Consider the following 13,224-nt stretch of genomic DNA (forward strand, 5'->3'; position numbering starts at 1 on the left):
TGATCCCGAGCATGTCCCTCGATGTACGCCATGCCAGAAGATTACACTGCCGAGATGCGCACGGGAATCCTGATCCGCGTTTTCAGACGGTCTCGTTCCCAATCGGGAATGTGATCCGTTACATTGGGACTTTGTATAGTCGGCTCCAGCGACCCCCATCGTTACCGCGCTAGGCCGCCACGATGCGCCAGACCTTTCTCCTGATTCCGATCCTGCTCGCCGGCTGTGGCGAGAAGACCGCGACGCCGCCCGCACCGCCCGCCCATGCCGAGACGATCGCGCATGAGAGCGAGCTGTTGAAGCTGACCCTGACACGCCAGGCACAGCAGCGATTGGGCATCGTGCTGGCGCGGGTGGATGGCGGATCGGCCACGGCGACGCGCGAAGTGGCAGGCGAGATCGTCGTGCCGCCGATCAGCGCCAACGGCGTGCCGGTCAATTCGACAACCAACCTCCAGCAGATCGGCAGCCAGCAGGCCGCGGCAGATGCCGAACTGGCGCGTGCCACGGCGCAGGCGCGGCTTGCGCGGATCGCTCTCGATCGCGCCGCGAGCCTGGTGCGTGAGGAAGCGGGCAGCGTGCGTGCGCGTGACGAGGCCGCGGCGGCTCTGACCGCGGCGCAGGCCGCATTGGACGCGGCGCGGCAGCAGCGCCGGCTGCTCGGGCCGGCGGTCGCCTCGCTTGGCGCGCAACCCGTGCTGTGGGTGCGCGCATCGGTGTTCGGCAGCGACATGGGCGAGGTGCGACGCGAAGCCTCCGCTACGGTCCGCCCTCTTGGCGATGGCGGTGCGCCCCGCTCGGCGCGCCCGGTGCAGGCACCGCCTTCGGCCAACACCGTCGCCGGCACCGTCGACCTCTATTACGCGGTCGACAATCGCGACCGGGCTTTCCAGGTCGGCCAGCGCGTGTCGGTCGACCTGCCGCTCGCCGGGCAGACCGAGGGCCTGTCGGTGCCGTCTGCCGCAATCCTGCGCGACATTCATGGCGGCGAGTGGGTCTATCAGAAGACCGCGCCCGACACCTTCGTCCGGCAGCGTGTCGAGGTGGCATCGGAGAGCGGCGGACGGGCGCTGTTGGCGCGCGGACTGTCCGCCGGCGCGCAGGTCGTGACCGATGGTGCGGCGGAGTTGTTCGGCACCGAGTTCGGGGCGGCGCACTGATGCTCGGCCGGCTCGTCCATTTCGCGCTGGCGCAGCGCGTCCTCGTTCTCGCGCTCGCCGCGCTGCTGGTGGTGCTCGGGGTCCGCGCCGGGCGCGACGTGCCGCTCGACGTGTTCCCCGAGTTCGCACCGCCGATGGTGGAAATCCAGACCGAGGCACCGGGCCTGTCGACCGAGGAGGTCGAGAGCCTGGTGACGGTGCCGATCGAAACCGCGGTCAACGGCGTGCCCGGCCTGATGACGCTGCGCTCGAAGTCGGTGCTGGGCCTGTCGTCGGTGCAAATCCTGTTCGAGCGCGGCTCCGACGTGATCCGCGCGCGCCAGATGGTCGGCGAGCGGATCGCCCAGGTGCAGCCACGCCTGCCGCTTGCGGCACGACAGCCGGTGCTCATGCCGCCGCTGTCCTCGACCAGTCGCGCGATGAAGGTCGGACTGTCGTCGACGAAACTCGATCAGATGCAATTGTCCGAGCTGGTCCGCTGGACGATCCGGCCACGGCTGATGGCGGTCCCCGGCGTCGCCAACGTCGCGGTCTGGGGGCAGCGCGACCGGCAATTGCAGGTGCTGGTCGATCCCGATCGTCTGCGCGCTTCCGGCGTGACGCTGGCGGAGGTACGCGTCGCGGCGGGCGATGCGGTTCTGGTCGGGGGCGGCGGGTTCGTCGACACGCCCAACCAGCGGCTCGCGGTCCAGCAGGCGGGCACCGTCCAGACTGCGGCCGATCTCGCCCGGGCGATCGTCAAGCAGGCGGGCGAAGCGCCGGTGCGGATCGGCGACGTGGCGCGCGTGGTCGACGGCTTCAACGCGCCGATCGGCAACGCCATCATCGACGACGGCCCCGGCATCATGCTGATCGTCGAGAAGCAGCCGACTGCCAACACGCTGGAGCTGACCCGCGCGGTCGAGGCCGCGTTCGCCGAGCTGAAGCCGGGCTTGAAGGACGTGAAGGTCGATACGACCATCTTCCGGCCGGCGACCTTCATCGAACGCTCGATCGACAATCTCACCCGCGCGCTGATGATCGGCTGCGCACTGGTCGCGGCGGTGCTGTTCCTGTTCACTCGCGATTGGCGGCAGGCGACGATCAGCCTCGTCGCGATCCCGCTGTCGCTGCTGGGCGCCGGGCTGATGCTGCTGTGGTCGGGTGCGACGATCAACGTGATGATTATCGCCGGCCTCGTCATCGCGCTGGGCGAGGTGGTCGACGATGCGATCATCGACGTGGAGAATATCGCGCGCCGCCTGCGGCTGAACCGCGAGTCCGCCGATCCCAAGCCCGCGTTCGCGGTGGTGCTGGCCGCGTCGCTGGAGGTGCGCTCGGCGGTGGTCTTCGCCTCGCTGATCGTGATGCTGGTGTTCGTCCCGATCTTCTTCCTCGGCGGGGTCGCGGGCACGTTCTTCCAGCCCCTCGCCATCGCCTATGTGCTGGCGATCGGCATGTCGCTGCTGGTCGCGCTGACCGTCACGCCGGCGATGTGCCTGCTGCTTCTGCCGAACGCACCGCTGACCGAAGAGCGCGACACCCGCATCGTTGCCGCGCTGAAGCGCCGCTATGTCGGCTTCCTGCCGCGCGTCGTCGGGCGGCCGGTGCTGGCGGTCGGGATCGTCGCGGGCGGGCTGCTGCTCGCAGGCGTCGGCTATGCGACCTTCAAGGACCAGTTCCTTCCCGACTTCCGCGAAACCGACTTCCTGATGCACTTCGTCGAGAAGCCGGGCACCTCGATCGAGGCGATGGACCGCATCACGATCCGCGCGTCGAAGGAACTGCGCAGCATCCCCGGTGTCCGCAACTTCGGCGCACATATCGGCCGCGCCGAGCAGGCCGATGAGGTGGTCGGCCCCAACTTCACCGAATTGTGGATCAGCCTCGACGAGAGTGCCGATTACGATGCGTCGGTGAAGCGGATCAAGGAGGTGGTCGAGGGCTATCCCGGCCTCTACCGCGACGTGCTGACCTACTTGCGCGAGCGGATCAAGGAAGTGCTGACGGGTGCCGGCGCGACGATCGTCGTCCGCATCTACGGCCCCGATCAGGCCGAACTTCGCGCTGCGGGCGCGCGTGTCCGGGATGCGATCGGCGGTATTCAGGGCGTGTCCGACCTGAAGCTGGAGAGCCAGGTGCTGGTCCCGCAAATCCGCATCCGCCCGCGGCCTGCCGAACTGGCCCGGCTCGGGCTGACCGCGGGCGAGGTCCGCCGGCAGGCGCAGGTCTTGGTGGCGCAGGCCAAGGTCGGCGAAATCTACCGCGACCAGCGCGCGTTTGACGTCGCCGTGTGGGGTGAGCCGGCGGTGCGGAACAGCGTCCATGCGCTCCGCGACCTGATGATCCAGGCACCTGTTACCGGCGCGCCGGTCCGGCTCGGCGACATCGCCGATATCGAGATCGCGCCCGCCCCCAACGAGGTGAAGCGTGAGAACGGCCAGCGACGCCTCGACGTGACGATGAACGTCGCGGGCGACCTCGGCACCGTCGCGCAGGCGGTCGACGCCGCGGTTGCGAAGGTGCCGTTCGCGACCGGCTATCACCCGCAGGTGCTGGGCGAATATGCCGCGCTGAAGGAATCACGCGGCCGGCTCTGGAGCATCGGCGCGCTATGCCTTGTCGGCATCCTGCTGCTGGTGTGGATGGAGTTCCGCTCGCGCCGCATCACCGCGCTGGTCGCCGTCAGCCTGCCCTTCGCGCTGGTCGGGGGCGTGGTCGCGGTCGCACTGACCGGCGGGGTGCTATCGCTGGGGTCGCTGGTCGGGTTCGTGACCGTCATCGGCATCGCCGCGCGCAACGGCATCATGCTGCTATCGCACTATCAGCATCTCGAACGGCAGGAGGGGATGACCTTCGGCCGCGAACTGGTGCTGCGCGGCGCGGAAGAGCGTCTGGTGCCGATCCTCATGACCGCCGCCTGCGCCGGCCTCGCGCTGGTGCCGCTGATCGTCGCGGGCAACGCGCCGGGGCACGAGATCGAGCATCCGATGGCGATCGTGATCCTCGGCGGTCTCATCTCGTCGACCGCGCTCAACCTGCTGCTGCTGCCCGCGCTCTACGCTCGCTATGGCGAGGAACGCGCGGTGCCGCCTGCTCCCGCATCCACGGAGGCGCTGGCATGATCCGTCGTCTGGTCCCCGCCGCAGCCCTGCTCGCATCCGCCTGCATGAGCGTGCCCAAGCCACAGCCCACTGTGGCGCGGGCGAGCGCCACCGGGGCGTTCGCGTCGCTTCCCGTGGCGTCGATCGCACCGGTGCCCGACGACTGGTGGCGGCTCTACGACGATCCTGTCCTCGACGGACTGGTCCGATCGGCACTGGCGGCCAACGCCGACCTGCGGGTGGCCTATGCCAATCTCGACGGCGCACGCGCAGCCTTGCGGCAGGCCCGGGCGGCGCGGCTGCCGCAGACGACGATCGAGAGTGCGCTTGGCGTCGACAACCCCGCCGGACAGCCGAGCGCGTCGGGCAATGTGCCCACGACGGATTACGATATCGCTGCGACGGCGAGCTGGGACCTCGACCTGTTCGGCCGGCTGCGCTCCGCTGCGACCGCCGCCGGGGCGGATGCCGAGGCGCAGGCGGCCGTCGTCGATGGCTTGCGCGTCGCGGTCGTCGCCGACACCGTGCTGGCCTATGTCGACCTGTGCGGATCGACCCGCGCCATCGCCACCGCGCGCGAGGTCGCTGCGGCGCAGGACCGTTCGGTCGCTCTCGTGCGCGAGCAGTTGCGTGCCGGCGAGGTGTCGCCGCTGGAAGTCTCGCAAGTCGCGACGATCGCTGCCGCCACCCGTGCCGCCATTACCCCGTTCGAGGCGCAGCGCGCCAATGCGCTGTACCGGCTCGCAACGCTGCAAGGCCGCCCCCCGGCCGAGGCGCGCGCCTATCGCTTCGGCTGCACCGCCGCGCCGCGCTTGCGCGGGGCGGCCCCGGTCGGCGACGGAACCGCGCTGCTGCTGCGCCGTCCCGACGTGCGCGAGGCGGAGCGCCGCCTTGCCGCCGCGGCCGCGCGGATAGGGGTGGCGCGCGCGGACCTCTACCCACGCGTCAATCTGGGCGGGGCCGTTGGGCTGCTATCCGGCGGGATTAGCGCGGCGGTGACCCCGCTCGTCAGCTGGGCCTTTCCCAACCAGGCACCGGCACGCGCACGTCTCGAACAGGCCCGCGCGACCGAGCGCGCGGCGCTGGCCGGGTGGGACGTGGCGGTGCTGCGGTCACTGCGCGAGGTCGAGACGGCCTTGGCGACCTACGATGCCGAAACCCGTCGCAACCGCGATCTGGCGACCGCCTCGCGCGAGGCGCAGGCCTATGCGCGGCGGGCCGCTGTCCGGGTCCGCCTCGGTGATGCGCCCGGCCTGCTTCAGGTCGACGCGCAGCGCGCGGCTGCATCGGCGACCCTCCAACAGGTCCAGTCCGATCTGGCGGTGTCGCAGAACGAGGTCGCTCTGTTCCGCGCCTTGGGCGGCGGTTGGCGAACCGACGCCGCTACGCGATAATCGGGCAATGCGGATATTGATCGTCGAGGATGATAGCGACACCCGCGCCTTCGTCGCGCAGGGGCTGGGCCAGGCCGGGCATCAGGTCGCGGTCAGCGAGGATGGCCGCGACGGACTGTTCCAGGCGACTGGGGGCGGGTTCGATGCGATCGTGGTCGACCGGATGCTGCCTGGCCTCGACGGGCTGGCGCTGGTGAAGGCGTTGCGCGCGGCCGGCGACGCCACCCCGGTCCTGATGCTGACCGCGGTCGGTGGTATCGCCGATCGCGTCGAGGGACTGGAGGGCGGTGCCGACGACTATCTGGTCAAGCCCTTCGCCTTCTCCGAACTGGCCGCCCGCCTCAATGCACTGGCGCGCCGGCCTTCCTCACGCGGCGATGACACGCATCTGCTCCGGGTCGGCGATATCGTCCTCGACCTGCATCGCCGCACGGTCGAACGCGATGGTCGGCGCGTCACCCTGCAACCCCGTGAGTTTGCGTTGCTCGCGGAGCTGATGCGCAACCCGCGCCGGGTGATGACCCGCACCATGCTGCTGGAGCGGGTGTGGGATTTCGATTTTGATCCGAAGACCAACATCGTCGAGACGCATCTGAGTCGACTGCGCTCCAAGCTCAACGCCGGCTTCGACGCTGATGCAATCGAGACGGTGCGCGGTGCCGGCTACATGATCCGGGGCGAATAGATGCTCGCCCGCCTCTGGCGCTCGACCTTCGGCATCGTTGTACTGGTCGCGCTGGCGTTCAGCGCCGCGACCTTGGCGATCGGTGCGGTCGCCTATGAGGTGACGCACGAGGCGCTGGAGGAGCAACTGGACCACCGGGTCGCGGTGGAGACACGCGCGCTTGTCGCAGAAGCGCGCGAAGGTGGTCTGACGGCGGTGTCCGAGGCGATCCGTCTGCGCGAGGATGCGCGCAACGAAGCCAGCCTCGATTATTTGCTGATCGACCGCGCCGGCCGGACGATTGCGGCGACGATCACGCCGCTGACGCCGGTCGAGCCAGGCTATCAGGAGCATTTCGGCTTCCGACGCGGCAACAATACCGGCGTCGGTCAGGCGCTCGCGACGCCGCTGTCCGGCGGGATGTTGGTCGTCATCGCCGACAGGCGCGACCTCGCAGCGATCGACCGGACGCTGGCGTCGCTGTTCGCGATCGCGCTGGCGGCGATGCTGGCGCTGGGGATCGGCGCGGCGGTGTTGGTCGGATGGCTGACCCGGCGTCGCCTGTCGCGCATCGATGCCACCGCGCAGGCGATCATCGCCGGCGACCTGACGCAGCGGGTGCCGCGCGACGGATCGGACAGCGAGTTCGATCGCCTTGCCTCCACGCTTAACCGGATGCTCGACCGCATGGCCGCGCTGATGGATAATCTGCGGCAGGTGTCGACCGACGTGGCGCACGACCTGCGCACCCCCCTTACCCGCCTGTGTAACCAGCTTGATCGCGCTGCGACCGGGGACACAGACGCGATCGAGGCCGCCCGCCGTCAGGCCGACGATCTGTTGGAGATATTCGCCGCGTTGCTGCGCATCGCCGAAGTCGAAGGGTTGGCTGAACGTCGAGCGTTGGGAGCGGTCGATCTGTCGGCGCTGCTGGAGGACATGGCCGAAACCTATCGTCCCGACTTCGAGGCCGCCGGCCATACGCTGACGATCGACGTCATGCCCGGACTGCATATCGAGGGCGACCGACGCCTGCTCGCGCAGGCATTGTCGAACCTGTTGGAGAACGTGTTGCGCCACACGCCGCCCGGCACCAAAGCGACGCTGGCCGCGACGGCGACGCAGGATGCGATTGAAGTGACGCTGGAGGATGACGGCCCGGGCGTTGCCCCCGCTGATGCAAAACGCCTGTTTCAGCGTTTCGCGCGCGCCGAGGCGTCACGCACCACTGACGGACATGGGCTGGGCCTTGCCCTAGTTCGCGCCGTTGCCATTGGTCATGGCGGCGATGCCCTTCTGTCCCGATCCGAGCGGGCCTTCGGTGTCACCATACGGCTTCCGAGATAGATCGAGAGGCGCTGGCGATCTGCTTCGGGGTTCTTGAAACCTGGGTGAACGACGGCTTCTGAGAAGCCGCAGGCTTTCCCATTTTACCATCCTTATGGGAAAGCGGGAGGCGATCACGCGAAGCGTTTGGCACCGACGACGCACAGGATGACGATCATGGTGGACGCGATCATGGTCCATGCGACCGGTTCGCCCAGCACCAGGCCAGCCAGTAACAGCCCGAGGAAAGGCTGGAGGAGCTGGAGCTGGCCGACGCCGGCGATCCCGCCGAGCGCGAGGCCGCGATACCAGAACACGAAGCCCAGCATCATTGAGAAGACCGACACATAGGCGAAGCCCGTCCAGGCGCACCACCCTACCGCCGCCACGTTCGCCGGCATCGTGGCGACGGCGATTACGGCCATGACCGGAAGGGCCAGCAGCAGCGCCCAACTGATGACCTGCCAGCCCCCGAGCCGGCGCGATAGCGTCGCGCCTTCGGCATAACCGAGGCCGCACAGCTGGATCGCGGCGACCATGAGAAGGTCGCCCGTCAGCGATCCGCCGCCCTGCCCGAGGGCGAACCCGGCCACCGTAGCGGCGCCGACACCGGAGAAGGCCCAGAAGGCGGGGCGCGGCCGTTCGCCGCCGCGCAGCACCGCGAAGGCGGCGGTGGCGAGCGGCAGCAGGCCGATGAACACAACCGAATGCGCCGCGGTGATGTGGCGCAGCGCCAACCCGGTCAGGAGCGGAAAGCCGATGACGACGCCGATCGCCACGATGCCGAGCGGCAGGATATCCGATCGCGTCGGCTTGGCCTGACGCAGCGCGACCAGGAACACCGCACCGAGCATCGCCGCGATCACCGCGCGACCGCCCGTGACGAACAACGGCGTCAGGTCTGCGACGGCGAGCCGTGTCGCCGGCAGCGAGCCGCTGAAGATGATGACGCCCAGCAACCCACTGATCCAACCACTGCCCGACGTGCCCATGCGACCTCGCTTTCGCGGTTCGGGTAGAGCGGCGCAGGTCCATGCAACAGGAACAGCTCCATACAAAAACAGAAATGTGTATGGTCCGGTTGAGCAACACACTCCACGAAGCAGGATCGATGAGACAGCGTGCGGCTACCTTGACCCAGGAGTTGATGGACGCGATCCGCGGCAGGATCGCCACGCGCGTCATCGGTCCCGGCGACCGTTTGCCGTCCGTGCGCGCCTTCGCCGAGACGATGGGCGCGTCCCCGTCCACCGTCGTCGAAGCCTATGACCGTTTGGCTGCCGAGGGCGTGATCCGCGCGCGGCGCGGCTCCGGCTTCTATGTCACCGGCGCGAACATGCCGCCGCTGTCGATCGGCGAGATGGGGCCGCGCCGCGACCGCGCCATCGACCCCTTCTGGGTGTCCCGGCAGTCGCTCGACGCCGACGCGACGATGGAGAAGCCCGGATGCGGGTGGCTCCCGGCCGACTGGATGCCCGACGCGGCGCTCCGGCGCGGTCTTCGCGGCATCGCGCGCGCCGATACCTCGCTCCTGTCCGACTATGGCAGCACGCGCGGGTCGCTGGCGTTGCGCCGGCTGCTGCTGGGCCGCTTCGCCGACGAAGGCATCGAAGCCGACCCGGATCAACTGCTGCTTACCGGATCGGGGACGCAGGCGATCGATCTCGTTTGCCGCTACCTGCTGCATCCCGGCGACACGGTACTGGTGGACGATCCCGGCTACTTCAACTTCCAGGCCCTGCTTCGTGCACACCGGGTCGAGCTGGTCGGCGTTCCGTACACCCCGACCGGACCCGACGTTGCGGCGTTCGAGGCGGCGCTGACAACGCATCGGCCGCGCCTCTACATCACCAACTCCGCGCTCCATAATCCGACCGGCGCGACGATATCCCCGCAGACCGCGCATCGGCTGCTCAGTGCTGCGGCGATGCACGACCTGACGATCGTCGAGGACGATATCTTCGCGGACTTCGAGCCGTCGCCCTCGCCGCGCCTCGCCGTCCTCGATGGGTTCGACCGCGTGATCCGGATCGGCAGCTTCTCCAAGACCCTCTCCGCCGCGGCGCGGTGCGGCTATATCGCGGGACGCGCCGACTGGATCGAGGGACTGGTGGACCTTCAGGTCGCAACCAGCTTCGGCGGCCCCAGTCCGCTCGCGACCGCGCTGATCGCCGATGTGCTGGCCGGCGGGAGCTATCGCAAGCACATGGCAGAGTTGCGCGTCCGCCTTGCGCGTGAGCGCGACCGGGTGGCGGAAAGGCTGGCGCGTCTTGGGATCGTGCCGTGGACCATGCCGAGAGGCGGCTTCTATCTGTGGTGCCGGCTGCCGGACGAACTGGACTCGGCCGAGGTCGCGCGCCGCTGCATGGACCAAGGCGTCGTTCTTGCCCCGGGCAACGTGTTCAGCGTGTCGCAGTCGGCAGGATCGTTCCTACGATTCAACGTCGCCCAAATGCCAGGCGAACGAACCTACGGCGCGATCCAGGCTGCCATCAGCGTTTCTCAAGAGCGCGTGAAAGCCGAGTTTTGAGAGGCTTGTCCTCTTCTCGATCGACCATCCCCAACGGGACGGCTGATAGGCGACGCCCCGTGGCTGGTCGGTCGTTGGCGTAATCCCCCCGCGCTGCACATCAAGCAGTCGCACAATAGCAGTTGTGCGATCCTGCCATTCTGCATACCATCAATTCAACATTATTGAAGGTGTGCACACTTGCATATTATCACAATTGCAGCGCAAAAAGGGGGTGTCGGTAAAACGACGCTGGCGGTGAACCTGGCGGTTGCCGCCGATGCGGCCGGGATAAAGACCGCTCTTTTCGACCTCGATCCGCAGGAGAGTGCGACTGCTTGGAGCGAGCGACGGACAGCCGAATTACCCCACGTCGAACCGATCAGCGCGCGCCGCCTCGATCAGGCGATCGACGCCGCAGAGGCTAACGGCTTTGGGCTTACGATTATCGACACCCCGCCGGCAGCGGGCGCGGAAGCCGCCGCAGCGGCGCAGCGTGCTGATCTGGTCGTCATCCCCTGTCGTCCGTCATTGATCGACCTCGATGCGATCAAGCGCACGGCGCAGCTTATCACCAGTACCGGGCGAACGGGCGTGGTCGTGCTGAATGCCGCCCCCCCGACCGCAACCACGTTGCTGGACGATGCCAGAACGCTTGCCGAGGCGACCGGCTTGCGGGTGGCGAGCGCCGTATTGCGGGAGCGCAGCGCCTACCGAGCGGCATGGCCTTATGGCTTGGGCGTCATTGAGCATGAGCCGAAGGGCAAGGCTGCCTTAGAAATTGCAGCCTTGCAGAAACACATATTTGATGATGTGATGAATTGCACACCTGCAAATGTGAAGGTTTGATTATGGCGAAACGGACTTCCCTGTTGGGGCCGGCAATAGCTTCCCCCTCCCCTCGCGAACCCGAGCTGGATCATCAGCCGGCTCCGTCAACCTCACCGTCGAGTGCACCAAGGGCGAGTGGCAAGCGGCCGGGAAAGTATCACCTCGGAGCATATTTCGATCCAGCCGATCCTACGGCGGAGGCATTTCGTGTTCTGGCAGCGCGGACCCGTCGCAGTCACCAAGACCTTCTTGCCGAGGCGATCAGCGAGCTGGTCGCCAAGTATGACGCCGACAAGCAATTCGGCCGCGTGTGATAATGTGCACATCTGCAATAATGCAGAATCGCGGGATTGAAGCGGCATGACCAAGCGTCAGAATCCCAACCCTGAGTTTGATTTGTTCATCCCGTTGATGGGCGACCTCCCGCTGAAGGATCAGCGGGAGACGATGGAGCGGCCGTTTTTCTCGCTTCAGAAACGCAAGAGGGTGAAGCCTATCGAGTATAGCAGCCCGGACGGCGAGACGTGGGTGAAGATCGAGGCGATCCCTGCCTATGGCATGGCGACGATTTGGGACGCCGATATTCTGATATGGGCCGCGTCCACGCTCAACCGGATGCGGGAGCAGGGCGTCAACGACCTTCCTCGGACACTTAAAACAACGTCCTATGACCTGTTGAGAGCGATCAAGCGCGATACCAGCGGCCGGGCCTATCAGGAACTGCAAGCCGCACTTCAGCGGCTTCAGACGACTTCCATATCGACCTCGATCCGCGCGCCCAAGCGGCGCACCAAGGCCGGTTTCAACTGGCTCGACAAATGGACGCTGGAGGTGGACCCGGACACCGATCAACCGCGCGGGATGACCATCACGCTGTCGGATTGGGTGTATGAGGGCATCATGGGGGAGCGGTCGCTTCTCACCATGCACCAGGATTATTTTCTGCTAACCGGCGGGCTGGAACGCGCCCTGTATCGTATCGCGCGCAAGCATGCTGGCAACCAGAAGGGCGGGTGGACGTGTCGCGTTGAGGTGTTGCGCGACAAGACCGGCAGCGATAGCAAACCCAAAGAGTTCAACCGGATGCTCCGCAAGGTAGTGGAGGCAGACCAGCTCCCTGATTATGCGATGCAGATGACCGCAACAGCCGATGGCAGTCCTGCCGTGCTGTTCCGACTTCGGGGTGAAGCGGAGGCGCTGGCACTGACTGCCAGGTTGGAAGCCGAGCAGGAGCGGCGGAACCGGTTCGATGCCGATCGCCGCCGCGCCGCCGAGGTGGACGACCTGATGGACAAGCTCGCCGGAGAACGCTGACTATCGTGGTATCACACACCCCAAGGCTCATCCGTATCAAAGGCGGTGGCTGACAGCGGCCGTTGAGGGTGGGGATCGAGCAATAATCGACCCGCAAAGAGGCAAGCGATCATCGTGGGATCACACACCTAACCGTCGTGGGATCACACACCGCGCTATCGTGGGATCACACACCGAATCACGTGGGATCACACACCGGCGGACTCCTCAAACTATTGGCGGAAAGCGGTTTTTTGGCCCCTTTTCATCCCTTAACCTTCTTAACGATTCCTATTTAACAGAATCACTTAACCTCAGACGCAAGGTTCTAGCGACAGGGAAAGGGGATGCGGAATTGCCCCTTGAGCAATGCGCCTTTGTTTCGTGCCGGCTATCGCCGTCACAAGAGCGGCCTAACGGCCGCAGGCTTCCGGAAGAAGCCAAGCCGATCCGGCGGTGTGTACCTGTCAGTGTCGCGCCCGTTGAAAGGGCTGGGTGGGGGCATACCCTGAACCCATCGCCGGGGTCCGCTGGTGTGTGCACTCACGCCGGATCGTGGAGGCCGGCGAACTCGCGTTCGGCATAGTAGCGGATTTTGCCGACGACTAACGGATGCTGACCCTGCCGCAGCAGCAGGAGATCACCGGCATCCATCCGCATGATTTCGTCGGGCGTCGCCAACCGGCGCGCGGCGACGTGGCCGCTGGAGCTTTCCGATCGCGTGCCGTCGCTAAAGATGCTGGCCGGGGCGGACGTGCCGAAGGTCTGATATTCGATGGTGGTATCGCCGATCGTGCGCGACAGCATGTCGGCGGTGGCAAGGTCGTTGACCCCGAAGGTCTGGATCACGCCGGCATTGGACATGAACGTGGGGGCACCTCAAGGTTTGTTACATGAACAGCGGTAAGCTGAACATCTGACGAACGGGGACGCTCAGGCCACCTTCGTCCCTGGCTCGTCGGGC

Annotated in this window: 10 protein-coding genes and 1 pseudogene; 9 read left to right on the forward strand and 2 right to left on the reverse strand. The window is 66.9% G+C overall.

The genetic code is table 11. From position 1 onward, the window contains the following. The first annotated feature begins 182 nt into the window (after positions 1-182). The 5 genes from J2Y58_RS19985 to J2Y58_RS20005 are packed head-to-tail and all read left to right on the forward strand — an operon-like array spanning position 183 to position 7,648. Positions 183-1,160 (forward strand): efflux RND transporter periplasmic adaptor subunit, encoded by a 978-nt coding sequence (locus J2Y58_RS19985; RefSeq protein WP_310107095.1) that lies wholly within the window; start codon positions 183-185, stop codon positions 1,158-1,160. After that, on the forward strand, positions 1,160-4,264 hold the full coding sequence (locus J2Y58_RS19990; protein WP_310107097.1) for an efflux RND transporter permease subunit: 3,105 nt from the start codon (positions 1,160-1,162) through the stop codon (positions 4,262-4,264). Before J2Y58_RS19985 ends, J2Y58_RS19990 begins: the two co-directional genes overlap by 1 nt. Continuing rightward, the gene (locus tag J2Y58_RS19995) at positions 4,261-5,637 is read left to right on the forward strand and encodes a TolC family protein (protein ID WP_310107100.1); all 1,377 of its coding nucleotides are present in this window, start codon (positions 4,261-4,263) and stop codon (positions 5,635-5,637) included. Before J2Y58_RS19990 ends, J2Y58_RS19995 begins: the two co-directional genes overlap by 4 nt. Positions 5,638-5,644: 7 nt before the next feature. Continuing rightward, on the forward strand, positions 5,645-6,322 hold the full coding sequence (locus J2Y58_RS20000) for a response regulator transcription factor (protein WP_310107101.1): 678 nt from the start codon (positions 5,645-5,647) through the stop codon (positions 6,320-6,322). Further along, positions 6,323-7,648 carry an ATP-binding protein gene (locus J2Y58_RS20005; RefSeq protein WP_310107102.1) on the forward strand — a complete coding sequence of 442 codons (1,326 nt, stop codon included), beginning with the start codon at positions 6,323-6,325 and terminating at the stop codon, positions 7,646-7,648. A gap of 113 nt (positions 7,649-7,761) precedes the next feature. On the opposite strand, the gene J2Y58_RS20010 is transcribed toward J2Y58_RS20005, so the two are convergent. Continuing rightward, positions 7,762-8,619, reverse strand: coding sequence for a DMT family transporter (locus tag J2Y58_RS20010; RefSeq protein ID WP_310107104.1), 858 nt, complete (start codon positions 8,617-8,619; stop codon positions 7,762-7,764). A 119-nt stretch (positions 8,620-8,738) separates the two neighbouring features. Between J2Y58_RS20010 and J2Y58_RS20015 the strand changes: the two genes are divergently transcribed. The 4 genes from J2Y58_RS20015 (at position 8,739) to J2Y58_RS20025 (ending at position 12,281) form a co-directional block, all read left to right on the forward strand. Further along, positions 8,739-10,157 (forward strand): PLP-dependent aminotransferase family protein, encoded by a 1,419-nt coding sequence (locus J2Y58_RS20015; RefSeq protein WP_310107106.1) that lies wholly within the window; start codon positions 8,739-8,741, stop codon positions 10,155-10,157. Between the two features lie 180 nt (positions 10,158-10,337). After that, positions 10,338-10,985 (forward strand): ParA family protein, encoded by a 648-nt coding sequence (locus J2Y58_RS20020; RefSeq protein ID WP_310107108.1) that lies wholly within the window; start codon positions 10,338-10,340, stop codon positions 10,983-10,985. A gap of 2 nt (positions 10,986-10,987) precedes the next feature. Beyond that, entirely contained in the window at positions 10,988-11,281 is a 294-nt protein-coding gene (locus J2Y58_RS21010) for a ribbon-helix-helix domain-containing protein (RefSeq protein WP_405053147.1), read from the forward strand. Between the two features lie 46 nt (positions 11,282-11,327). Further along, positions 11,328-12,281 carry a replication initiator protein A gene (locus J2Y58_RS20025; RefSeq protein WP_310107110.1) on the forward strand — a complete coding sequence of 318 codons (954 nt, stop codon included), beginning with the start codon at positions 11,328-11,330 and terminating at the stop codon, positions 12,279-12,281. A 522-nt stretch (positions 12,282-12,803) separates the two neighbouring features. Here the strand turns inward: J2Y58_RS20025 and J2Y58_RS20030 are convergent. After that, positions 12,804-13,127: pseudogene (locus J2Y58_RS20030) on the reverse strand (type IV secretory system conjugative DNA transfer family protein); the annotation flags it as partial. Between the last annotated feature and the right edge of the window lie 97 nt (positions 13,128-13,224).

Source organism: Sphingomonas sp. BE138 (assembly GCF_031456125.1).
Classification (GTDB): Bacteria; Pseudomonadota; Alphaproteobacteria; order Sphingomonadales; family Sphingomonadaceae; genus Sphingomonas.

Excerpts from the sequence above, each read along its gene's own strand:
- J2Y58_RS20025 (WP_310107110.1), top strand. The coding sequence starts at position 11,328 with ATGACCAAGCGTCAGAATCCCAACCCTGAGTTTGATTTGTTCATCCCG.
- J2Y58_RS19990 (WP_310107097.1), top strand. The coding sequence starts at position 1,160 with ATGCTCGGCCGGCTCGTCCATTTCGCGCTGGCGCAGCGCGTCCTCGTT.
- J2Y58_RS20005 (WP_310107102.1), top strand. The coding sequence starts at position 6,323 with ATGCTCGCCCGCCTCTGGCGCTCGACCTTCGGCATCGTTGTACTGGTC.
- J2Y58_RS20010 (WP_310107104.1), bottom strand. The coding sequence starts at position 8,619 with ATGGGCACGTCGGGCAGTGGTTGGATCAGTGGGTTGCTGGGCGTCATC.
- J2Y58_RS20000 (WP_310107101.1), top strand. The coding sequence starts at position 5,645 with ATGCGGATATTGATCGTCGAGGATGATAGCGACACCCGCGCCTTCGTC.
- J2Y58_RS21010 (WP_405053147.1), top strand. The coding sequence starts at position 10,988 with ATGGCGAAACGGACTTCCCTGTTGGGGCCGGCAATAGCTTCCCCCTCC.
- J2Y58_RS20015 (WP_310107106.1), top strand. The coding sequence starts at position 8,739 with ATGAGACAGCGTGCGGCTACCTTGACCCAGGAGTTGATGGACGCGATC.
- J2Y58_RS19985 (WP_310107095.1), top strand. The coding sequence starts at position 183 with ATGCGCCAGACCTTTCTCCTGATTCCGATCCTGCTCGCCGGCTGTGGC.
- J2Y58_RS19995 (WP_310107100.1), top strand. The coding sequence starts at position 4,261 with ATGATCCGTCGTCTGGTCCCCGCCGCAGCCCTGCTCGCATCCGCCTGC.